Raw genomic sequence first — 19984 nt, 5'->3', positions numbered from 1 at the left:
AGCGATAGGGTTGTGAAAATAGGCGATGCGCGTCACGCAGTCTACGGCACGGGCGTGCGGTCTGCAGCGCGCGGTTGCGTGTGACGCGGCGCGCTCAATCGGGCTCGAGCCCGGCAAACCGCTCCGCCAGAAAATCGAGCAGCGCCCGCACCGCGGGCAGCAGCCCACGGCGCGACGCGAACACCGCGTGCACGATCTCGCGGCGCGGCGCCCAGTCCGGCAGCACGGTCGCCAGTTCGCCGCGCGCGACCTCGTCGCGCACCATCATCGTCGGCAACTGCACGACACCGACGCCCGCGACCGCCGCCGCGCGCAGCGCGAGCATGCCGCCCGTCACGAAGCGCGGCTGGTGATGGATTTCGGCCTGAGCGCCGTCGGGCCCGCGCAGCCGCCACACGTGCGTGGATTGCGGCACGCCGTGATCGAGGCTCGGCAGGCGCGCGAGATCGGCGGGAACGGCCGGCACGCCATGTTCGCGCAGCAGCGCGGGGCTCGCGACGAGGCACTGGCCGCGCTCGGCCAGCACGCGCAGCGCGAGATCGCTGTCCTCGAGCGGCGGCGGGCGCACGCGGATCGCGACGTCGATCCCTTCGCCGACCACGTCGACGCGCCGGTTGGTCGCCTCCAGGTGGATCTCTACGCGTGGGCACTCGGCCATGAACGCGGCGATCATCGCGCCGACCAGCGAATCGAGCAGCACGATCGGGCAACTGACGCGCACGATGCCGCGCGGTTCCTCGTGCAGCAGCGCGATCGCCTCGTCGGCCGCATCGGCCTCGACGAGCATCGCACGGCAATGCGCGTAATAGGTCTGGCCGACGTCGGTGACCGTGAAGCGGCGCGTCGAGCGCTGGATCAGCCGCATCCCGAGCCGCGCCTCGAGCAGCGCGACGCGGCGGCTCAGCTTCGATTTCGGCATGTCCAGCGCGCGCCCGGCCGGTGCAAAGCCGCCATGCTCGACGACCTGCACGAAGTAGTAGAGATCGTTCAGATCTCGTTCTTTATCGTTCATGAAATGGAACGCTGAGTGCGATTTTGGCAGTCTACTGGATCGATCGTTGCACCTCTATATTCATGCTCAGGATGCGAAACACGTGTTTCGCCGCAATTTGGAGAGCGCAATGAAGAAGATCCAGGGTGTGTACAGTGCGCCGCGCGGCCATTGGGTCGGCGACGGTTTCCCGGTGCGTTCGATGTTCAGCTACCAGTCTCACGGCGCGCACCTGAGCCCGTTTCTGCTGCTCGATTACGCGGGCCCCGCGACGTTCGAGCCGGCTTCGGCGCAGCGCGGCGTCGGTCAGCATCCGCATCGCGGGTTCGAAACGGTGACGATCGTCTATGACGGCGAAGTCGCGCACCGCGACTCGACCGGCGCGGGCGGCGTGATCGGCCCGGGCGACGTGCAGTGGATGACGGCCGCAAGCGGGATCCTGCACGAGGAATTCCACTCGGAGGCGTTCACGAAGCGTGGCGGCCCGCTCGAGATGGTGCAGCTGTGGGTGAACCTGCCCGCCGCGGACAAGATGGGCGCGCCCGGCTACCAGACGCTGCTGAACGCGGACATCCCCGTGGTCGAGTTGCCGGACGGCGCGGGGCGCGCGCGGATCATCGCGGGCGAACTCGACGGGCGGCGCGGCCCGGCCCGCACGCACACGCCGATCGACGTGTGGGACGTGCGGCTCGTGGCAGGCGGCCATGCGCGGTTCCCGGTCGCCGAAGGGCGCACGCTTGCGGTGGTCGTGCTGAGCGGCACGGTGCAGGTGAACGGCGAGACGGTCGCCCGCGAGGCGCAGTTCGTGCAACTGGGTCGCGACGGCCGCGACGTCGAGATCGAGGCGAACGGCGACGCGAAGCTGCTGATCCTGAGCGGCGAGCCGATCGACGAGCCCGTCGTCGGTTACGGGCCGTTCGTGATGAACTCGCAAGCGGAGATCCGTACCGCGATCGAAGACTTCAACAGCGGCCGCTTCGGCAAGATGCCGGCATGACGGACAGGCCCGCGCGATGCGGGGCCTTTTTTGCGCGCGGGCGGACGGTCGCGCGCCGTGCGAGCTTCGAGGCATAATCAGCGGTTGCCGCGCGCCGGCCGGCGCGCCCGAATCAGGACCGCACATGAACGCATCCGCACCCGCCGCATCCCCGAGCGCCGCCGATCTCGACTGGCGCTGGAAATCCTTCGACGCGCTGACGGCGCGCGAAATCTATTCGATTCTCGAAGCGCGCAGCGCGGTGTTCGTCGTCGAGCAGAACTGCGTGTATCGCGACATCGACGACGCGGACCAGGCCGCGTGGCACCTGGCCGCGTACGATCCGGCCGGCCGCCTGGCCGGCTATCTGCGCGTGCTGCTGCCCGATGCGCAGAACACCGACGTGCGCATCGGCCGCGTGCTGACGACCGCCGCGTTTCGCGGCGCGGGCCTCGGCAACGGGCTGCTGTCGCGCGCACTCGAGCATATCCGCGCGCAGTGGCCGGATACGCCCGTGAGCCTGCATGCGCAGGCCCACTTGCAGCGCTTTTACGGCGCATTCGGCTTCACGCCGAGTTCGGACGTGCACGACGAGGACGGCATCCCGCACGTGTGGATGAGCAGCACGCGCGCGTGATGCGCGACGCGACGCGCGGCAGTCAGTGCGCGGTGCGTGCCACCGACGGCTGGTCCGCGCGCTGCACGGCCCGTTCGCCGATCAGGCGGCCGCGTGCGGACAGCCGCAGCCAGTGCCGCAGCGCGATCAGCGCGCCGATCACGCTCATCATCGAGCCGGGAATCCACAGCAGCAGGCCACCGATCTGCTGGTCGCGCAGCGGGCTCAGCCACGTGAACGCGCGGCCGCAGATCGAGTAGATCGGATACAACTCGTGCGGCGTGAAGAAGATCAGCGCGCCGAGCGCGATCTGCGGCGGGATCGCCGCGACGACGATCAGGATCCGGCGGCCAGGCGACAGCCGCGCGGGCGGCGCGGGGCGCGGATCGACGACGAGCCACCAGAACAGCAGCCCGTCGATCACCATGCTCCAGTTCATCACGCGATAGAGGCGCCAGTCGAGCATCGCGATGAAGTGGATCGGCGACAGCAGCCAGAAATAGATCAGCCCGACGAACAGCACGACCGCGACGACGGGATGGAACACCACGTCGAGCGTCGCGCGCACGGGCGCCCACGCGAGTGCGGGGCGCACGAAGCGCTGCCGCCAGCGAAACGGAATGCCCGCGCGAATCGCCGCGCCCGGATAGGACAGCGCGATGAAGAACGGCCCGAGGTGGTGCAGCACGAGGTGCTGCGCGCGGTGCAGGAAGAATTCGTGCTCGAAGAAATAGTCGAGGCGCGTATGCAGCGCGATGTAGAGCGCCGTCAGCCCGAACCAGAAAGAGAACTGCCGCAGCGGCGACACTTTCGCTTTCTTCACGCCGCGCGCGAACAGCACAGCGGCCGTCAGCACCGCGATGACGACGGTCGGCGACGGTTCCCACGGATCGAGCCAGTACAGGAGGTTCATCGCGCGCGCATCACTTCGCCTGGGCCGGCGACTTCACCGCGAACGGCGTGTCGACCGTTTCGCCATCGGAGAATTTCAGGCGCAGGTGCACGGTGTCGCCCGGCTTGATCGCGTGCTTCGGCTCCTCGAGCATGAAGTGATAGCCGCCCGGCGCGATGTCGACCTTGCCGCGCGCGGGGATCGTCAGCTTGTCGACCATTTCCATCTTCTGCGTCGAGCCGTTCGAGACGGTCTGGTGCAGCATCGTCATCCCGTAGTCGGGGCTGTCGACATCGACGAGATCGACCGGCTTGTCGCCCGTGTTCACGAGCGTCACGTAGCCGCCGGCCGGCAGCTTGTTCGGCAGCCACCGCACCCACGCGTTCTGCGCGGTGATCGTGCCGGCGGCATAGGCCTGGGCGCCGGCGCACAGCGCGGCGAGGAGGGCGAACGTCTTGAGGGTCGTCTTCGTCTTCATGTCGGAATGCATTCAGGTAGTGGAGGCGGTGTCGATGATCCGGCGCACGTCGGCGGCGATGGCGTCGGGCGAGTCGCGGTCGGTCGCGAGCAGGCGCGCGCGGCCGCTCGCGTCGAAGATGTAGACGGCCGAGCTGTGCGTGACTTCGTAGCCGCCGGACGGATCGCGTTTTTCCATCTGATACGCAACGCGATAGCGCTTTGCGAGCGATTCGATCTGGCGGTCGGTGCCGGTCAGGCCGCGCGCATGCGCGGGGTCGAACGCGGCGACATACGACTGCATCGCCTGCGGCGTGTCGCGCGCGGGATCGACCGAGACGAACAGGATGCGGGCGTCGTTCGCCTGAGGGCCGAGCTTCGCGAGCACTTCCATCAGCCGCGCCATCGTTTCGGGGCAGACGTCGGGGCAGTGCGTGTAGCCGAAGTAGACGAGCGCGACGCGGCCGCGGAATGCATCGGCGTCGACGGGATGGCCGTCGCCGCCCGTCAGCGTGAACGACAGGTCGGGCAGGTGGCCGGTGACGTTGGTCAGGTTCCACCGCGGCTCGTCGTGCGTGCACGCGGCGAGCGCCGCGGCGGCGGCGAGGGTTGCGGCCGTGCGGATGATGCGGGAGAAGCGCCGGCGCGGCGCGGGACGGGCAGACGGCATCCTGGAGCTCGATCGGACGGAATGGTGGCCGGCCGGCGCGGCGCCATGCGTCGCGCGGCAGGCGGTTGCGACTGTAGCGCAATTTGCGCGCCCGCGTCCTTTCGAAACCCGTACGGCGCGGGCGAGCGGGGCAATATGCCGCAGTTGACGCGGCTGGCGGCGCGCTGCCTACGATGCGCCGGTTTCGCCCAACTCGATGCGCAGGCGCGGTAAGATGCGCACAATTCCATTCGCGCAGCGGCAGCCCGGCGTTTGCCGGCCGGCCCTCACATTATCGAATCGATGCAATCCGTTCCGGCTTCCCTGTCCCTGACCGATACCGCGTTCTTCTTCGACTTCGACGGCACGCTCGTCGAACTGGCGCCGACGCCCGACAGCATTCACGTTCCGCCGTCGCTGCTGACGCTGCTCGACGAGCTGCGCCGCCGCTCGCACGGCGCGGTCGCGATCGTGTCCGGGCGCGGCATCGACAACGTCGATATGTTCCTGAAGATGCCCGGCCTGCCGATCGCCGGCCTGCACGGCGCGGAGCGCCGCGATGCGAACGGCGACACGCAGCGCATCGGCTTCAACGACGAACGTCTGCTGCGCATCGAGCGCGAGCTCGCGGCCGTCGTCGACCGTCATTCGGGCATGCTGCTCGAAATCAAGGGCGCGGCCGTCGCGCTGCACTATCGCAACGCGCCCGAGCGCGAGGCGGTTGCGCGCGAAGCGGCCGAGCGCCTCGTCGCCGAATACGCGGATGCGTATGTGCTGCAGCCCGGCAAGATGGTGTTCGAGATCAAGCCGAAGGGTGTCGACAAGGGGCGCGCGCTGGCCGCGTTCCTCGACGAGCCGCCGTTCGCGGGCCGCATGCCGTTGTTCGCGGGCGACGACCTGACCGACGAGAAGGGCTTCGCGGTGGTCAACGCGCGCGGCGGCCTGTCGATCAAGGTCGGCGCGGGCGAGACGTCCGCCCGCTTGCGGCTCGACTCGGTCGACGCGCTGCATGAGCAGATCGCAAGCTGGCTCGGCGCGGGGCAGCCGCACGCATGAGCCGGCTCATCATCGTTTCAAACCGCGTCGCCCCGATTTCGGAAGGCGAACCGGCGGCGGGCGGCCTCGCGATCGGCGTCTACGATGCGCTGAAGGAGACGGGTGGCATGTGGTTCGGCTGGAGCGGCGAGGTCGTCGCCTCCGGCGCGCCGCAGATCCGCATCGAGGAGCGCGGGCCCGTGACGTTCGCGACCGTCGGCCTGTCGCGCCGCGATTACGACCAGTACTACCGCGGCTTCTCGAATGCGACGCTGTGGCCCGCGTTCCATTACCGTGCGGACCTGATCCAGTACGACCGCCACGAATTCGACGGCTATCGCCGCGTCAACGTGTGGCTTGCGCAGCAGCTCGTGCCGCTGCTGCAGGACGACGACGTGATCTGGGTGCACGACTATCACCTGATCCCGTTCGCACGCGCGCTGCGCGAGGCCGGCGTGAAGAACCGCATCGGCTTCTTCCTGCACATCCCGTTTCCGGCCGCGCAGGTGCTCGTCAACGTGCCGCCGCACCGCGAGCTCGTCGAGTCGCTGTGCGCGTTCGACCTGCTCGGTTTCCAGACCGAGCCCGACCTGCGCGCGTTCTGCGACTACGTCGAATTCGAGGCAGGCGGCGAGGTCGAGCGCGACGGCCGCACGGTGCGCGTGCGCGCGTTCGGCCAGACGCTGCGCGCGGCCGCCTATCCGATCGGCGTGTATCCGGACGAGATCGCGACGCTCGCGCAGGCGGGCGAACACGGCAAGGCCGTACGCACGCTCGCGACGTCGCTGCGCGGGCGGCAACTGATCATGAGCGTCGATCGGCTCGATTATTCGAAGGGGCTCGTCGAGCGGTTCCGCGCGTTCGAGAAACTGCTCGAACACCAGGCGTCGATCCGCAACCGCGTGTCGTTCCTGCAGATCGCACCGTCGACGCGCGCGGACCTGCGCGCATACCAGGACATCCGCCTGCAGCTCGAAGCGGAGTCGGGGCGCATCAACGGGCGTTACGCGGAGCTCGACTGGGCGCCGATCCTCTACATTCACCGCCAGTACGACCGCCAGGTGCTGGCCGCGCTGTACCGGCTCGCACGCGTGGGTTTCGTGACGCCGCTGCGCGACGGGATGAACCTCGTCGCGAAGGAGTATGTGTCTGCGCAGAATCCGGACGATCCGGGCGTGCTCGTGCTGTCGCGCTTCGCGGGCGCCGCGCGCGAGCTGACGGGCGCGCTGATCGTCAATCCGATCGATATCGACGGGATGGCCGATGCGCTGTCGCAGGCGCTGACGATGCCGCTTGCCGAGCGGCGCGCGCGTTATACGGACATGATCGCGCAGCTTCGCGAGAACAACGTATCGGTGTGGCGCGACAACTTCCTGCGCGATCTGCAGCATGGCTAGCCGGTAGGTCCGGCGCATCGCGCGGCGCATTCCGCGCCAACTCGGCCGGCCGTTCCCGCTGCAATGAAAAAAGCCGCAGTGCTTCACGCACTGCGGCTTTTTTATCGGCTGCGCGCGGACGCGTCAGGCCACGCGTTCGCCGGTCGGCGTGTTGCCGTCGGGTGCCGCGTGATGACGGCCGTGCTGCTTCGCGAGCAGGTCGCGATACAGGCCGGGGCGGTTGCGCAGTACTTCGGGGCTGCCGTCGTCGATCACCTTGCCGTTGCTCATCACGATGATCCGGTCGAAGTTGCGCAGCGTCGACAGGCGGTGGGCGATCGCGATCACCGTGCGGCCGACCATCAGGCGGTCGAGCGCGCTCTGGATCGCTTCCTCGGATGCGCTGTCGAGCGCCGACGTCGCTTCGTCGAGCAGCAGGATCGGCGCATCCTTCAGGATCGCGCGCGCGATCGCGATGCGCTGGCGCTGGCCGCCCGACAGCTTGACGCCGCGGTCGCCGACGATCGTGTCATAACCTTCCGGCATCGCCTCGATGAACTCCGCGCAGCGCGCGTCGCGCGCTGCGGCGAGCACTTCGTCGCGGGTCGCGTCGGGGCGGCCGTACGCGATGTTGTCGTAGATCGTCCGGTGCAGCAGCGAGATGTCCTGCGGCACGAGCGCGATCGCGTGGCGCAGGCTGTCCTGCGTGATCGCCTTCACGTCCTGGCCGTCGACCTTCACGACGCCGTCCTGCGTGTCGTAGAAGCGCTGCAGCAGCGCGAGCACGGTCGACTTGCCGGCGCCCGACTTGCCGATCAGGCCGACGCGCTGGCCCGGTTCGATATGGAGATCGAAGTGGTCGAGGATCGCACGGCGGTGCGGATACGCGAACGTCACGCGCTCGAAGGCGACGCGGCCGCCCTTGGCCGACAGCGGCTGCGCATCGGAGCGGTCCTGCATCCCGTGCGGCTCGAGCAGCGTCTTCACGGCTTCGGACAGCCGTGCGACGTGCTGCGTGACGTCGACGAGCGCAACCGCGAGATCGCGCGTGCCGTGCAGGATCGTGAAGCCGAGCGAGCTGACGAGCACGATGTCGCCCGACGTCGCGCGGCCCTGGTCCCACAGCCACAGTGCCCAGCCGAGCAGGCCGGCGGACAGCATCGCGGTGATCACCGCGTGCAGCAGGCGCAGCTTCTCGAGATAGAGCAGGCTCTGCTGGCGCGCATCCATCTCGGCCTTGACCGTCGCGCCGAAACGCTTCTGCTCGCGCAGCGTCATCCCGAACGCACGCACGAGGCCCATGTTGCCGATCACGTCGACGAGTTCGCCATCGACCGCCGCGGCCTTTGCCGCGAACGCATGGTGGCGGGCCGAGCCGCGCCCGGCGAGCTTGAACAGGATGACGGACAGCACGGCCGAGCAGCCGAGCAGGCCGGCGGCCATCATCGGATTGACGACGATGATCATCAGGATCGCGCCCATCACCGCGATGCACGGCGGCAGCACGTTCCACGCCATCGTGTTCTCCGACGTGTAGACCGCGTTCGACGTGGCCGTGATGCGGCTCGCGAGCGTGCCCGGCTGTTTTTCCGAGTAGTAGGTCGGCGAATGGCCGATCAGGTACTGGAACAGGTCGCGCCGCAGGTCGCCGGTGACCGCGACGAACGTGTGCGCGGCGACCCAGCCGCCGACCCGCCACAGCAGGTTGTCTGCCGCGATCAGCCCGACGAGCAGCGCGAACGCGCTCCACAGCGGGCCCGGATGATGGCGCCCGGTCGCCAGCACGTCGATCAGGTGCTTGATCGCGTATTGCGAGCCGAGCGCGCAGCCGACGGCGGCCACCACGCTGCAGAGCACGATGAGGTGGGCGACGGGATGCAGGCGGATGTAGCGGAACAGGAACGCGATCGGCCGATGCGCGTAGCTCGACAGCTTCGCGTTGTGGGCGTTGCGCTGGGCAGGGGTGAGAGATTCCAAAATATGCGTGCGGTGATTCGGTGGTTGAGCGTTGCGGCTGGATCGCATGCCCGCGTTCGCCCGGACTGAATAATCCGGCATTGTAAACAACGCATGCGTTGCGCTGCGCGAATCTTGCCTTGGCCAGGGGCTCACGATCGATTTTGAGATAAAATTCGGCATCCCGACCTGCCTCATGTGCCGGAATCACGCTGCCGGCAGCCACGGGTGACCAGGATCGCCAAAAGGGCCTTCCACTCTAGAACGGACACCCAAGTCCGCGGGTTGCAAAGTGTTGCGCCTTTGTAACAAAGTAAAGTGTTTGAAATGTTGTGCGCCGCATCGGGATTAACCCTAGATAATCGGCTCCGGGTTCGATTCCAGGTTTTTTTACGAACCCCTGTCAACGGGTCTTCGTTTCAAACGTTCTATGCCTGTCGCATCGCCGACGCTCCTTGAGCAGCGCGGGTTCGACGCCCCCCGGCAGGCTGATTCGTCCGATTTGCGGACGAAATGCATCCAGCCCGGACCGCCGGCAGGTTGCCGACCCAACCTGGTTTTTAGCCGATTTTTTAGGAGTTACGTATGCGAATCGCCCAAATCGCTCCGTTGCACGAAGCGGTTCCCCCGAAGCTGTACGGCGGTACCGAGCGAGTGGTGTCCTACCTCACCGAAGCACTTGTCGAGATGGGGCATGACGTCACGCTCTTCGCGAGCGGCGATTCGCAAACCTCCGCGAAGCTCGAAGCGTGCTGGCCGCAGGCGCTGCGCCTCGACCCGACGATCCGCGACGTGATGGCACCGCACATGCTGCTCCTCGAGCAGGTGCGCCGCCGCGCGGAAGAGTTCGATGTCCTGCACTGCCACATCGACTACTACCCGTTCTCGCTGTTCTCGCGCCAGCCGGTCCCGCATCTGACGACGATGCACGGCCGTCTCGACCTGCCGGAACTGCAGCCGATCTTCAACGCATTCAGCGACGTGCCGGTCGTGTCGATCTCCGACAACCAGCGCATCCCGCTGCCGCAGGCGAACTGGCTGTCGACCGTTTATCACGGCCTGCCGGAAAACCTGCTGACGCCGATCCCGAACGTGAAGCCGAGCTATCTGGCATTCCTCGGCCGCATCTCGCCGGAGAAGCGCGTCGACACCGCGATCCGCATCGCCGAGCAGGCCGGCCTGCCGATCAAGATCGCCGCGAAGCTCGACAAGGCCGACCGCGCGTACTACGAAGAGAAGATCAAGCCGCTGTTCGCGCTGCCGCACGTCGAGTACATCGGCGAAATCAGCGAGTCCGAAAAGACCGAATTCCTCGGCAACGCGCACGCGCTGCTGTTCCCGATCGACTGGCCGGAGCCCTTCGGCCTGGTGATGATCGAGGCGATGGCATGCGGCACGCCGGTGATCGCGTTCAAGCGCGGCTCCGTGCCGGAAGTGATCGACAACGGCGTGTCGGGCTTCGTCGTCGAAGACGAACTGTCGGCCGTCGCGGCGCTCAAGCGCCTCGATACGCTGCCGCGCGAGAAGGTCCGCGCCGCGTTCGAAGCACGTTTCTCGTCGAAGGTGATGGCGCAGAACTACGTGAAGGGCTACGAGGAACTGCTGCGCCAGAAGCGCCGCACCGTGCTCCGCGAAGTCAACGCAAGCTGATTCGCCGGCCGCCGCCGCGCTGCGGCGTGCCGCCGTCATCGACGCCCCGTCCGGGTTCCCGGCGGGGCGTTGTCACATCCGCGGCGCGGATCTGTTGTATTCTCGCCGCGCCCGACGCCGCGAACGGCCCATGAAGCGGCCGGGCACGCCATCCGGCAGTCTGTCCAGACGGTAATGTCCCTATAATGGCCGTGCCGTGAAATCCGGCTCCGCACGATCATCCAGAGGAGAGCAGTCTTGGCGAGAACGAAAACCACGCGCGCAGCGCCGGCCCCCGGCGCCGGCGTGATCTTCGCGTTGCGCGCGATCGGTCTCGTGCTGCTTGCGCGCTGGCTGTTCTCGATGTCCCAGATGGGCTATCGCGCGTCGCTGTCGGCGATGGTGTCGTCGCCCTGGGCGTTCGTCTACCTCGTGCTGATCTTCCTGCTGCTCGCGTTGCCGGGCGCCGTCGCGCGCGCCGAGCGGCCGTTCCATCCGCTGCCGCAATGGCTGCGCCAGGCGCTGCGCGTCTTTGCGCTGATCGGCTTCCTGTTTGCCGTCTGGTCGATCGGCGCGTTCGCATGGGCGGCCGGCTGGCGCCGCGCGCTGCATGCGGTGACGGCGACCAACGGCTGGCTCGTCGCCGCGCCGGCGCTCTATGCGGCGATCGTCTGGATCTGCCGCCCGCGGCCACTGTGGCGGACCAACGTGGCGGCACGCCGCTTCGCGGTCGGCCGCTACGCGATTTCGCTCGACGTGCTGACGCGCACCGCGATCGTCTGGATGGAAAGCCGCAAGGTCGGCCAGTACGACGCACGCGAGCTGTCGGTGCGCTGGCCCGGCCGGGCGGCGCCCGTCGCGGGCGATCAGGGCGCGACGGACGTGCAGCCGGCTGCCGTGCCGCCGGCCCGTGGCGGCCTGTTCCGGCGGCCGAAGGTGGAACTGCTGTGGGATTCGCCGGCAGCCGTCGGCCATAACCGGCAGATCGTGATGCGCGCGCCGCTTGCGACCGAGGGCGACCGCGTCGCGGTGCTCGCGCTCGACGCGGCGCTCAAGCAGATCGTATGACACGGCTCGCGCACCGGGCGCGGGCGACAAGGAGGCGCAATGATCTTCCGTTGGTTGCTGGCTGCCGTTCACCTGAGCGCGTTCGCCGTCGCGTTTGCCGCGATCGCCGGACGCAACCGCGCGTTGCGCCGGCTCATCGCGTCGGCGCAGGCGGCCGACCTGCCCGGCGTATTCAAGGCTGACGCCGCCTGGGGGCTGTCGGCGCTGGTGCTGATCGTGACGGGGCTGATGCGCGCGTTCGGCGGTTTCGAGAAGGGCACCGCGTACTACCTGCACGAACCGCTCTTTCATCTGAAGATGACCGCACTCGTGCTGATCCTGCTGCTCGAGGTCGTGCCGATGCTCGGGCTGATCCGCTGGCGTGTCGCCGCGCGGCAGCAGCAGATGCCGGATATCGGCCGCGCGCGCACCTATGTGCGGATCGGCCATTGGCAGGCCGTGCTGCTGGTCGTCATCGTGTTCGCCGCATCGGGGATGGCGCGGGGGATTGGGGTGGCCGGGTAGGTGTAGCTGGATAGGTGCGGCCGGCCAGGTGCGGCCGGCCAGGTGCGGTCCGGCAGGTCCGGCATGGCCGCAACCGTCCGGATCTCGTTCCGCCTGCGCCGCATCTCCAGCCCGACATCAGCCGGGCCGGCCTCGAACTGCATCGTTCCTTCCGATTTCGTCCCGGCCGGGCGAGGCCGCCGCCGGGTCCGTCCATGCTCAGCGCACGAGGCTGGGGCGCTTGTTGTTGAACGTCCACCCCGGAATCAGGTACTGCATGGCCGCCGCGTCGTCGCGGGCGCCGAGTCCGTGCTGCTTGTACAGCTCGTGCGCGACCGCGACCGCATCCATGTCGATGTCGATGCCGAGCCCCGGCCGCTTCGGCACTTCCACCAGCCCGTTCTCGATCTTCAGCGGCTCGCGCGTCAGCCGTTCGCCGTCCTGCCAGATCCAGTGCGTGTCGATCGCGGTGACCTGGCCCGGCGCGGCGGCCGCGACATGCGTGAACATCGCGAGCGACACGTCGAAGTGGTTGTTCGAATGCGAGCCCCACGTGAGGCCCCAGTCGCGGCACATCTGCGCGACGCGCACCGAACCCTGCATCGTCCAGAAGTGCGGATCGGCGAGCGGGATGTCGACAGCCTGAAGCTGCACCGCGTGGCCCATTTGCCGCCAGTCGGTCGCAATCATGTTGGTCGCCGTCGGCAATCCCGTCGCGCGACGGAATTCGGCCATCACCTCGCGGCCCGAGTAACCGTTCTCCGCGCCGCATGGATCTTCCGCATAGGCGAGCACGTGATGCTGGTCGCGGCACAGCCGCACGGCCTCGTCGAGCGACCACGCGCCGTTCGGATCGAGCGTCACGCGCGCGTCGGGGAAGCGTTCGGCGAGCGCCGTCACGGCCTCGATCTCGCTCGCGCCTTCGAATACGCCGCCTTTCAGCTTGAAGTCGTTGAAGCCGTAGCGCGCATGCGCGGCCTCGGCGAGCCGCACGACCGCCTCGGGCGTCAGCGCCGGCTCGTCGCGCACGCGGGTCCAGTCGTCGGTCGCGCCGCTGCCGTCGCGATAGGGCAGCGCGGTCTTGGTGCGGTCGCCGACGTAGAACAGGTAGCCGAGCATTTCGACGGCTTCGCGTTGCTGGCCTTCGCCGAGCAGTGCGGCGACCGGCACGCCGAGATGCTGGCCGAGCAGGTCGAGCAGCGCGGCTTCGAGCGCGGTGACCGCATGGATCGTCGTGCGCAGGTCGAAGGTCTGCAGCCCGCGGCCGCTCGCGTCGCGGTCGGCGAAGGTGCGCCGCACGTCGTTGAGCACCGCGTGGTAATTGCCGACCGGCTGGCCGACGACGAGCGCACGCGCATCGTCGAGCGTGCGGCGGATGCTTTCGCCGCCCGGCACCTCGCCGACGCCGGTTCGGCCCGCGCTGTCCTTCAGGATCACGAGGTTGCGGGTGAAGAACGGGCCGTGCGCGCCGCTCAGGTTGAGCAGCATGCTGTCGTGGCCGGCGACCGGAATCGCTTGCAGGTCGACGATGCGCGGCGTGTCGTGGGAAGGCGAGGCTGTGGCGGCGTTCATGGGCGGCGATGGCGAAAGGGTGGGCAATGCCGTGCGGCAAAAGCTTTGCCGCGCGCGGCGGGAGGTGCGATCATTCGACAACCGACGTGCGCGGCGCGCAAGGCCCGCATGTCGACAGCAAAACCCGGAACGGGGTGGGAGCGACAACCGGACCAGCGAAGCGCAGAACGCGAACGCTGGCTGATCGTAACGCATGGGACCGTGCAGGCGCCGGAACGCCGGCTTGAGTTGACAGGAGATCCATGCGCCGATCATCAGTCGTCGGATGACTTGTGACGCAGTATAATGAATCATCGGCTTTCGCTCAAACCCCGCGTAAACCCTCGGCTCACATTACGATCATTCAAAAAGGAACCGACCTCATGTCCGTGCCTACGTTTCCCGCAGCGCCGCGCCGTCGCGCACGCAGCCTCGCACAAGATGTCGTCGACGCGCTGACCGCGCAGATCGAAAACGGCACGCTGCGTCCCGGTGACAAGCTGCCGACCGAAACCGAAGTCATGGCGGCGCAGGGCGTGAGCCGCACGGTCGTGCGCGAGGCGATCTCCCGGATGCAGGCGAGCGGCCTCGTCGAGACCCGCCACGGCATCGGCAGCTTCGTGCTGGAGCCGTCGCGCCGCCAGGCGCTCGGCATCGATCCCGCGACGATCACGACGCTGCGCGACGTGCTCGCGGTGCTCGAACTGCGCATCAGCCTCGAGAGCGAGTGCGCGAGCCTCGCCGCGCAGCGCGCGAACGATACCGATCTTGCCGCGCTGCGGCGTGCGCTCGACGCGATCGCGACGGGCGCGGGCGGCGGCCGCGACACGGCGCAGCTCGACTACCAGTTCCACCTGCAGATCGCACAGTCCACCGGCAACCGCTATTTCGTCGACATCATGACGCAGCTCGGCACGTCGATCATCCCGCGCACGCGGGTGAATTCGGCGCGCTTCGCCGGCGACGACCTCGAGCGCTATGTCGGCCGGCTCAATCACGAGCACGAGGATATCTACGAGGCGATCGCGCGCCACGACCCGGAGGCCGCCCGCGCCGCGATGCGCACGCACCTCACCAACAGCCGCGAGCGGCTGCGCCGCGCGCACGAGGCGGCCGAGGCCGAGCGCGACACGCAAGCCAACTGATGCGCCGGGCAGTGCGGCCCGCGCTGCCGCGGGCCCGATTGCATCGCACTAACATCAGTCGTCATATGAGGTCGGCGTAACTTCGCCGGTCTCCGGGGCCGGGCGGCGTTTCCGCCGCCGGCCGCCGACACCGCCGATCAGCCTCCCTTCGTCACGACCGTCTTCCACGCGCCGCTCTTCACCTGGTACAGCGTCGACATCCCGCTCTTCAGCGAGCCGTCGTTCGCGAACGAGATGCGGCCGGTGACCCCTTCGAAGTCGACCTTCTTGAGCACCGGGCGATAGACCTTCGGGTCGGTCGAGCCGGCCGCCTGCATCGCCTTGATCGCCGCCCAGGCCGCGTCGTAGCCGAACTGCGCGTACGACAGCACGTCGACGCCGAAGCGCTTCTTGAAGCGCTGTTCGAAGTCCTTGCCTTGCGGCAGCTCGTCGAGCGGCCGGCCGTATTCCCACGCCATCGCGCCTTCGGCGGCCGGGCCCGCGATCTTGATGAACTCGTTGTCCTTCACGCCGCCGCCGCCGACGAACTGCGCGTTCAGCCCGAGCTGGCGCATCTGCTTGATGAAGTTCGCGGCGAGCGAATCGAGGCCGCCGAAGAAGATCAGGTCGGGGTTCTTGCCCTTCAGGCTCGTGATCTGCGCGCGGAAGTCGACCGCCTGGTTGTTGGTGAACTCGCGGCCGATGATCGTGCCGCCGGCGGCCTTCACGGCCTTCTCGAACTCGTCGGCCTCGCCCTGGCCGAACGCGGTGCGGTCGTCGATGATCGCGATGCGCTTCGCCTTCGTCACGTCGACCGCGTACTTGCCCGCGTTGCCGGCGTTCTGGCCGTCGGTCGCGATCACCATGAACATGTTCGCGAGCCCGCGCGACGTGAGCGTCGGGTTGGTCGCGGCCGGATCGATCACCGGGATGCCGGCCTTGTCGTAGACGACCGACGCCGGGATCGTCGTCCCCGAGTTGAAGTGGCCGACCACGACCGACACGTTCTGGTCGACGAGCGCCTGCGCGGCCTGCACGCCGATGCGCGGGTCGGCCTGATCGTCCTGCACGACGAGATTGAAGTGCACGGGCTTGCCGGCGATCTGCACCTTCTGCGCGGCGGCGTCATCGAGCGCGAGCTGCACGCCGTTCTGCAGGTCCTTGCCGTAGCCCGCGTTCACGCCCGTGAGCGGCGCGGCGAAGCCGACCTTCACGTCGGTTGCGTCGGCGGCCCGGGCGGCCTGTTGCGAGAGGAGGGCCAGCGCGGATGCAATCGACACCGACAGCAGGGAATGACGGAATTTCATGTGGTTCCTCTTGTTCGATACCTGCAAGTGGGTACCGCACGCGCTCGGGCTGGCCAGGCGCGTGCGACGGGCGGGCGGTTCGACCGCTTCTCGGAATCGGGCGGGGAGGTCGGCATCGTGATCCTCGGAAGAATCTCCCGTCAGGCTCCGCGAAGAGCCCCGATCGCCTCGATTTATAGGTCGCCGATATGCACGGGTCTTGGCAATTTGCCGCGCATTCGATGAGGATTTGCGCACAGCTTCCGCGCGTGCGGTGGCGGCCGGTATCGGGAGTTTCCCGTCGCGAACGGAACGGGCGGGGAGGAGGGGGAGCGGTGCGGGGCTAAGACGCGGCGCGGCCCGCCGGGGCCGCGCCGCGCGTGGGACGCCGTCAGTCGGACAGCGCGTCCGATGCGGCTTCGGCGTCGCTGTGCGACGACGTCGTGCGGATCGCCGGGTCGCTCGTGCTCGGGCGGCCCGTCTCGACGTGGCCTGCGAAGCGGCGCTGGAAGCCGAGCGGCTTGCCGTCGCTGACGGTCAGGTCGTACCAGCCGTGGCTGCCGCGCAGGTCCCAGTAGTCGTCGATCCGCGCGCCCGCTGCGAGGTCGAACGTGCGCGCGTGGCCGTGGCCGTAAGCGTTCGTGACCTTGAGCCGCACGGCCTTGTGGCCGCGGTTCATCAGGCGCAGCGTGATGTTGCCGTTCGCGACGTCGTAGCCGTAGATCACCTCGGGGTTGACGCTCGCGGGGCCGACCGCCGACGCGGCGGGGCTGCGGAAGTGGCAATAGAAGCCGTTCGGGCCGTACACGTCGAGGTCGTACAGGCCGAGCGACGGCGCGGGGCTCCATGTGTCGGAGATCCGCTTGCCGGCATCGACCGTGTAGGTCCACGGGCCGTCGACGCGGTTGCGCGCCTGGACCTGGAACGCCGCGCCCGCGGTGCCGGTGTTCGCGAAGGTCAGCCGGAACTGGCCGCTCGCGTTGTCGATCCGCCCGTGCACGAACAGTTCGTACGGCAGCGCGCGTGCCGGACGCAGGCCGTGCTCCTGCTTCGGCAGATGCTGGACGACCGGCGGCACCGGAATGTAGTCGGGGTGACGGTTGCGGTCGGGCGGCGCGTAGCCGGTCGTGTCCGGGAGCTGCGGCCAGCTTGCGTCGGGCGTCGAGAAGTCGAACGCGGACGTCAGGTTGCCGCACACCGTGCGGCGCCACGGCGACACGTTGGCCGCGGTGACCGCATACTGCGCGCCGAACCGCGCCTCGATGAACTGCAGTAGCGACGTGTGATCGAAGGTCTGCGAGCAGACCCAGCCGCCCTTGGTCCACGGCGACACGACGAGCATCGGCACGCGCGGCCCGAGCCCGTACGGGCCGGCCATGTGCGATGCGTCGCCGGCGAACACCTCGTTGGTCGTCTCGACGGTCGACAGCCCGTTGTCGCGCGATTGCGGCGCGAACGGCGGCGGCACGTGATCGAAGAAGCCGTCGTTCTCGTCGTACGTGATGAACAGCGCGGTCTTGCTCCACACGTCGGGATTCGACACGAGCGCCTTCAGCACCTGCTCGATGTACCACGCGCCGTAGTTCGCGGGCCAGTTCGGGTGCTCGGAATACGCTTCCGGCGCGCAGATCCACGACACCTGCGGCAGCGTGCCGTTCTTCACGTCCTGCTGCAGCACGTCGAACAGCGTGCCGCCCGCGCTGATGTTGGTGCCGGTGCGCGCTTTCTCATACAGCGGCGTGCCGGGCAGCGCGGTGCGGTACTGATTGAAGTAGAGCAGCGCGTTGTCGCCGTAGTTGCCGATGTACGGGTTTTGCGTCCAGCCCCACGAGCCGTTCGCGTCGAGTCCCGTGCCGACGTCCTGGTAGATCTTCCACGACACGCCGGCCTGTTCGAGCACTTCCGGATAGGTCTTCCAGCCGTAGCCCTTTTCCTCGTTGCCGAGCACCGGGCCGCCGCCCGTGCCGTCGTTGCCGACGAAGCCCGTCCACATGTAATAGCGGTTCGGGTCGGTCGAGCTCGGGATCGCGCAGTGGTACGCATCGCAGATCGTGAACGCGTCGGCGAGCTGGTAATGGAACGGGATGTCGTCGCGCTTCAGGTACGCCATCGTCGTGGTGCCCTTGTTCGGCACCCATTGGTCGTAGCGGCCCTTGTTCCACGCGGCGTGCATGTCCTGCCAGCCGTGCGGCAGGTCCTGCAGGAACTGCAGGCCGAGCTTGTCCGCGCCGGGGTGGAACGGCAGCAGCTCGGCCGGGCCGACCGGCTGGTGGAACACCGACTTGCCGTTCGCGAGACGCAGCGCGCGCGGGTCGCCGAAGCCGCGGACACCGCGCATCGTGCCGAAGTAGTGGTCGAACGAACGGTTCTCCTGCATCAGGATCACGATGTGTTCGATGTCGCGGATCGTGCCGGTGCGGCGGTTTGCGGGAATCGCAAGCGCATCGCGGATCACGGGCGGAAACAGGTTCAGCGCGGCGGCGCCGGCGGTGCCGGCAGCGACGCGCAGGAAGTCACGACGGTTCGATCGGGTCATGGTCGTTATCGTGCGGTAAATGGGGAAGCCGATTGGCGGGACCTACGGGAAGGGCGCGCCCGAGGCGCAGGATGCGGCTGCGCCGGTTCGTGCCGTCGCGAGCATAGCGGGAAATCGGTGTCATTCATGTGAAGTCCGAAAACGTTTGCACGTGCATCGGACCGGCATCGGGACGCGTATCGCCGGCGGTTATGGTGCAGCAGGGAAAGCAGGGAAAGCAGGGAAAGCAGGGAAAGCAGGGAAAGCAGGGAAAGCAGGGAAAGCAGGGAAAGCAGGAAAGCAGGAAAGCAGGAAAGCAGGAAAGCAGGAAAGCAGGAAAGCAGGAAAGCAGGAAAGCAGGGCGGCGCGCATGCGCGCCGGTGAAGCAGGGATCGGAGCGGGCGCGTCAGGCGTCCGTCACCCACGCGCCGAACCATTCGCTCGGGCGTGCGATCTCGTCCTGCGCGGCGACGAGTTCGAGCTCGTAGCGGCGCGCGTCGTAGGTGGCCTTCACGACCGCGTGCACGGCCGCGAGCGTGTGCTCGAACGCGGCGCGCACGGAGTCGCCGCGCAGCCGGCGCGCGACGAACACCGCGCTGGTGAGGTCGCCGACGCCGACCGGATGGCGCGGAAATGCGTACAGCGGACGCTGGCCGATCCACGCTTCGGTTTCGGTGACGGCGAGCATGTTGAAGCGGTCGGCCGGGCTGTTGCGGTCGTGCAGGTGCTTGACGAGGATGATCTGCGGGCCGCGGCGGATCAGCGCGCGGCACGCGTCGACGGCTTCGGCGACGGTTTCGATGCGCCGGCCGACGAGCTTCTGCAGTTCGGTGTGGTTCGGCGACATGCCGTCCGCGAGCGCGGGCACCTCCTGGACCATGAATTCCTCGACGCCGGGCTCGGGCCGGATGCCGCCCGTCTGGCCCATCGCCGGATCGCAGAAGTACCACGCGTCCGGATTCATCGCCTTCACCGTGCGGACGATCTCGACTGCCGCGCGCGCCTGCGGCGGCGAACCGAGGAAGCCGGACAGCACGGCGTCGCAGCGCTTGAGCGCGCCGATCGCGGCGATCCCGTCGACGAGCTGCTCCATCTTCGCGGCATCGATCGCGCTGCCGGCCCAGTGGCCGTATTGCATGTGATTCGACAACTGGACGGTATTGAGCGGCCAGACGTTGACGCCGAGGCGCTGCATCGGGAACACGGCCGCACTGTTGCCGGCATGGCCGTAGATGACGTGCGACTGAATGCTGAGGACGTTTTTCATGGGAATCCGCCTGCAGGCGTTTCAGGGTCACGTCACACGATACCCGAGTTCGTCGCGCACGCGGAAGTCGCGCGGCCACCGAGTGTTGCGCGCCGTCGTCAGCCGACCGCGTAG

General features: G+C 68.1%; 17 protein-coding genes. 8 read left to right on the top strand and 9 right to left on the bottom strand.

All coding sequences use genetic code 11. From position 1 onward, the window contains the following. Nucleotides 1-94: 94 nt before the first annotated feature. The gene (locus tag DM992_RS15820) at nucleotides 95-1012 is read right to left on the bottom strand and encodes a LysR family transcriptional regulator (RefSeq protein ID WP_111017506.1); all 918 of its coding nucleotides are present in this window, start codon (nucleotides 1010-1012) and stop codon (nucleotides 95-97) included. Between the two features lie 109 nt (nucleotides 1013-1121). Between DM992_RS15820 and DM992_RS15815 the strand changes: the two genes are divergently transcribed. After that, complete coding sequence (locus DM992_RS15815; protein ID WP_111017505.1) at nucleotides 1122-1988, top strand: pirin family protein; 867 nt, start codon at nucleotides 1122-1124, stop codon at nucleotides 1986-1988. A 124-nt stretch (nucleotides 1989-2112) separates the two neighbouring features. Then, nucleotides 2113-2604 (top strand): GNAT family N-acetyltransferase, encoded by a 492-nt coding sequence (locus DM992_RS15810; RefSeq protein ID WP_034183122.1) that lies wholly within the window; start codon nucleotides 2113-2115, stop codon nucleotides 2602-2604. Between the two features lie 22 nt (nucleotides 2605-2626). Here DM992_RS15810 and DM992_RS15805 read toward each other — a convergent pair whose 3' ends face one another. From DM992_RS15805 to DM992_RS15795, 3 genes are read right to left on the bottom strand one after another with little or no spacing between them, the layout of a single operon-like run. Continuing rightward, nucleotides 2627-3496: a cytochrome c oxidase assembly protein gene (locus DM992_RS15805; RefSeq protein ID WP_111017504.1), complete on the bottom strand. Its 870-nt coding sequence runs from the start codon at nucleotides 3494-3496 to the stop codon at nucleotides 2627-2629. Nucleotides 3497-3506: 10 nt separating this feature from the next. Then, the gene (locus tag DM992_RS15800; RefSeq protein ID WP_072436416.1) at nucleotides 3507-3953 is read right to left on the bottom strand and encodes a copper chaperone PCu(A)C; all 447 of its coding nucleotides are present in this window, start codon (nucleotides 3951-3953) and stop codon (nucleotides 3507-3509) included. Nucleotides 3954-3965: 12 nt separating this feature from the next. Then, nucleotides 3966-4601 (bottom strand): SCO family protein, encoded by a 636-nt coding sequence (locus tag DM992_RS15795; RefSeq protein ID WP_111017503.1) that lies wholly within the window; start codon nucleotides 4599-4601, stop codon nucleotides 3966-3968. A 282-nt stretch (nucleotides 4602-4883) separates the two neighbouring features. On the opposite strand from DM992_RS15795, the gene otsB reads away from it, so the two are divergent. Together otsB and otsA are read left to right on the top strand one after the other, a co-directional pair. Then, nucleotides 4884-5636 (top strand): trehalose-phosphatase, encoded by a 753-nt coding sequence (gene otsB / locus DM992_RS15790; RefSeq protein WP_111017502.1) that lies wholly within the window; start codon nucleotides 4884-4886, stop codon nucleotides 5634-5636. After that, on the top strand, nucleotides 5633-7012 hold the full coding sequence (gene otsA, locus DM992_RS15785; RefSeq protein ID WP_111017501.1) for an alpha,alpha-trehalose-phosphate synthase (UDP-forming): 1380 nt from the start codon (nucleotides 5633-5635) through the stop codon (nucleotides 7010-7012). Before otsB ends, otsA begins: the two co-directional genes overlap by 4 nt. Nucleotides 7013-7135: 123 nt before the next feature. Here the strand turns inward: otsA and DM992_RS15780 are convergent, their stop codons facing one another. Continuing rightward, nucleotides 7136-8968 (bottom strand): ABC transporter ATP-binding protein, encoded by a 1833-nt coding sequence (locus DM992_RS15780; protein ID WP_111017500.1) that lies wholly within the window; start codon nucleotides 8966-8968, stop codon nucleotides 7136-7138. Nucleotides 8969-9532: 564 nt separating this feature from the next. Between DM992_RS15780 and DM992_RS15770 the strand changes: the two genes are divergently transcribed. The 3 genes from DM992_RS15770 to DM992_RS15760 all read left to right on the top strand — a co-directional run bounded on the left by DM992_RS15770 (nucleotide 9533) and on the right by DM992_RS15760 (nucleotide 12148). Continuing rightward, nucleotides 9533-10597, top strand: a complete 1065-nt coding sequence (locus DM992_RS15770) for a glycosyltransferase family 4 protein (protein WP_006476459.1) — start codon at nucleotides 9533-9535, stop codon at nucleotides 10595-10597. Nucleotides 10598-10834: 237 nt separating this feature from the next. Further along, on the top strand, nucleotides 10835-11644 hold the full coding sequence (locus DM992_RS15765) for a hypothetical protein (protein WP_111017498.1): 810 nt from the start codon (nucleotides 10835-10837) through the stop codon (nucleotides 11642-11644). Nucleotides 11645-11683: 39 nt separating this feature from the next. Continuing rightward, the gene (locus DM992_RS15760; RefSeq protein ID WP_111017497.1) at nucleotides 11684-12148 is read left to right on the top strand and encodes a DUF2214 family protein; all 465 of its coding nucleotides are present in this window, start codon (nucleotides 11684-11686) and stop codon (nucleotides 12146-12148) included. Nucleotides 12149-12346: 198 nt separating this feature from the next. On the opposite strand, the gene gudD is transcribed toward DM992_RS15760, so the two are convergent. Then, a complete protein-coding gene (gene gudD, locus DM992_RS15755) occupies nucleotides 12347-13699 on the bottom strand; it encodes a glucarate dehydratase (RefSeq protein ID WP_111017496.1) in 1353 nt (450 codons plus the stop codon). A 362-nt stretch (nucleotides 13700-14061) separates the two neighbouring features. Between gudD and DM992_RS15745 the strand changes: the two genes are divergently transcribed. Further along, nucleotides 14062-14823, top strand: a complete 762-nt coding sequence (locus DM992_RS15745) for a FadR/GntR family transcriptional regulator (protein ID WP_034183131.1) — start codon at nucleotides 14062-14064, stop codon at nucleotides 14821-14823. Between the two features lie 137 nt (nucleotides 14824-14960). Here the strand turns inward: DM992_RS15745 and DM992_RS15740 are convergent, their stop codons facing one another. From DM992_RS15740 to pdxY, 3 genes are all read right to left on the bottom strand, one after another. Beyond that, on the bottom strand, nucleotides 14961-16109 hold the full coding sequence (locus DM992_RS15740; RefSeq protein WP_111017495.1) for a branched-chain amino acid ABC transporter substrate-binding protein: 1149 nt from the start codon (nucleotides 16107-16109) through the stop codon (nucleotides 14961-14963). A 370-nt stretch (nucleotides 16110-16479) separates the two neighbouring features. Continuing rightward, a complete protein-coding gene (locus DM992_RS15730; protein ID WP_111017494.1) occupies nucleotides 16480-18624 on the bottom strand; it encodes a phospholipase C, phosphocholine-specific in 2145 nt (714 codons plus the stop codon). 385 nt (nucleotides 18625-19009) lie between these two features. Further along, the gene (pdxY, locus tag DM992_RS15725; RefSeq protein WP_034183134.1) at nucleotides 19010-19870 is read right to left on the bottom strand and encodes a pyridoxal kinase PdxY; all 861 of its coding nucleotides are present in this window, start codon (nucleotides 19868-19870) and stop codon (nucleotides 19010-19012) included. Between the last annotated feature and the right edge of the window lie 114 nt (nucleotides 19871-19984).

The organism is Burkholderia sp. JP2-270 (assembly GCF_003233675.1).
Lineage (GTDB): Bacteria > Pseudomonadota > Gammaproteobacteria > Burkholderiales > Burkholderiaceae > Burkholderia > Burkholderia pyrrocinia_C.
Note: the sequence above shows the minus strand (reverse complement) of the source record. Positions and strands in the feature narration are given on the sequence as shown.

Coding starts and splice junctions, on each gene's coding strand:
- DM992_RS15820 (WP_111017506.1), bottom strand. CDS start 1,012: ATGAACGATAAAGAACGAGATCTGAACGATCTCTACTACTTCGTGCAG.
- DM992_RS15815 (WP_111017505.1), top strand. CDS start 1,122: ATGAAGAAGATCCAGGGTGTGTACAGTGCGCCGCGCGGCCATTGGGTC.
- DM992_RS15810 (WP_034183122.1), top strand. CDS start 2,113: ATGAACGCATCCGCACCCGCCGCATCCCCGAGCGCCGCCGATCTCGAC.
- DM992_RS15805 (WP_111017504.1), bottom strand. CDS start 3,496: ATGAACCTCCTGTACTGGCTCGATCCGTGGGAACCGTCGCCGACCGTC.
- DM992_RS15800 (WP_072436416.1), bottom strand. CDS start 3,953: ATGAAGACGAAGACGACCCTCAAGACGTTCGCCCTCCTCGCCGCGCTG.
- DM992_RS15795 (WP_111017503.1), bottom strand. CDS start 4,601: ATGCCGTCTGCCCGTCCCGCGCCGCGCCGGCGCTTCTCCCGCATCATC.
- otsB (WP_111017502.1), top strand. CDS start 4,884: ATGCAATCCGTTCCGGCTTCCCTGTCCCTGACCGATACCGCGTTCTTC.
- otsA (WP_111017501.1), top strand. CDS start 5,633: ATGAGCCGGCTCATCATCGTTTCAAACCGCGTCGCCCCGATTTCGGAA.
- DM992_RS15770 (WP_006476459.1), top strand. CDS start 9,533: ATGCGAATCGCCCAAATCGCTCCGTTGCACGAAGCGGTTCCCCCGAAG.
- DM992_RS15760 (WP_111017497.1), top strand. CDS start 11,684: ATGATCTTCCGTTGGTTGCTGGCTGCCGTTCACCTGAGCGCGTTCGCC.
- gudD (WP_111017496.1), bottom strand. CDS start 13,699: ATGAACGCCGCCACAGCCTCGCCTTCCCACGACACGCCGCGCATCGTC.
- DM992_RS15745 (WP_034183131.1), top strand. CDS start 14,062: ATGTCCGTGCCTACGTTTCCCGCAGCGCCGCGCCGTCGCGCACGCAGC.
- DM992_RS15740 (WP_111017495.1), bottom strand. CDS start 16,109: ATGAAATTCCGTCATTCCCTGCTGTCGGTGTCGATTGCATCCGCGCTG.
- DM992_RS15730 (WP_111017494.1), bottom strand. CDS start 18,624: ATGACCCGATCGAACCGTCGTGACTTCCTGCGCGTCGCTGCCGGCACC.
- pdxY (WP_034183134.1), bottom strand. CDS start 19,870: ATGAAAAACGTCCTCAGCATTCAGTCGCACGTCATCTACGGCCATGCC.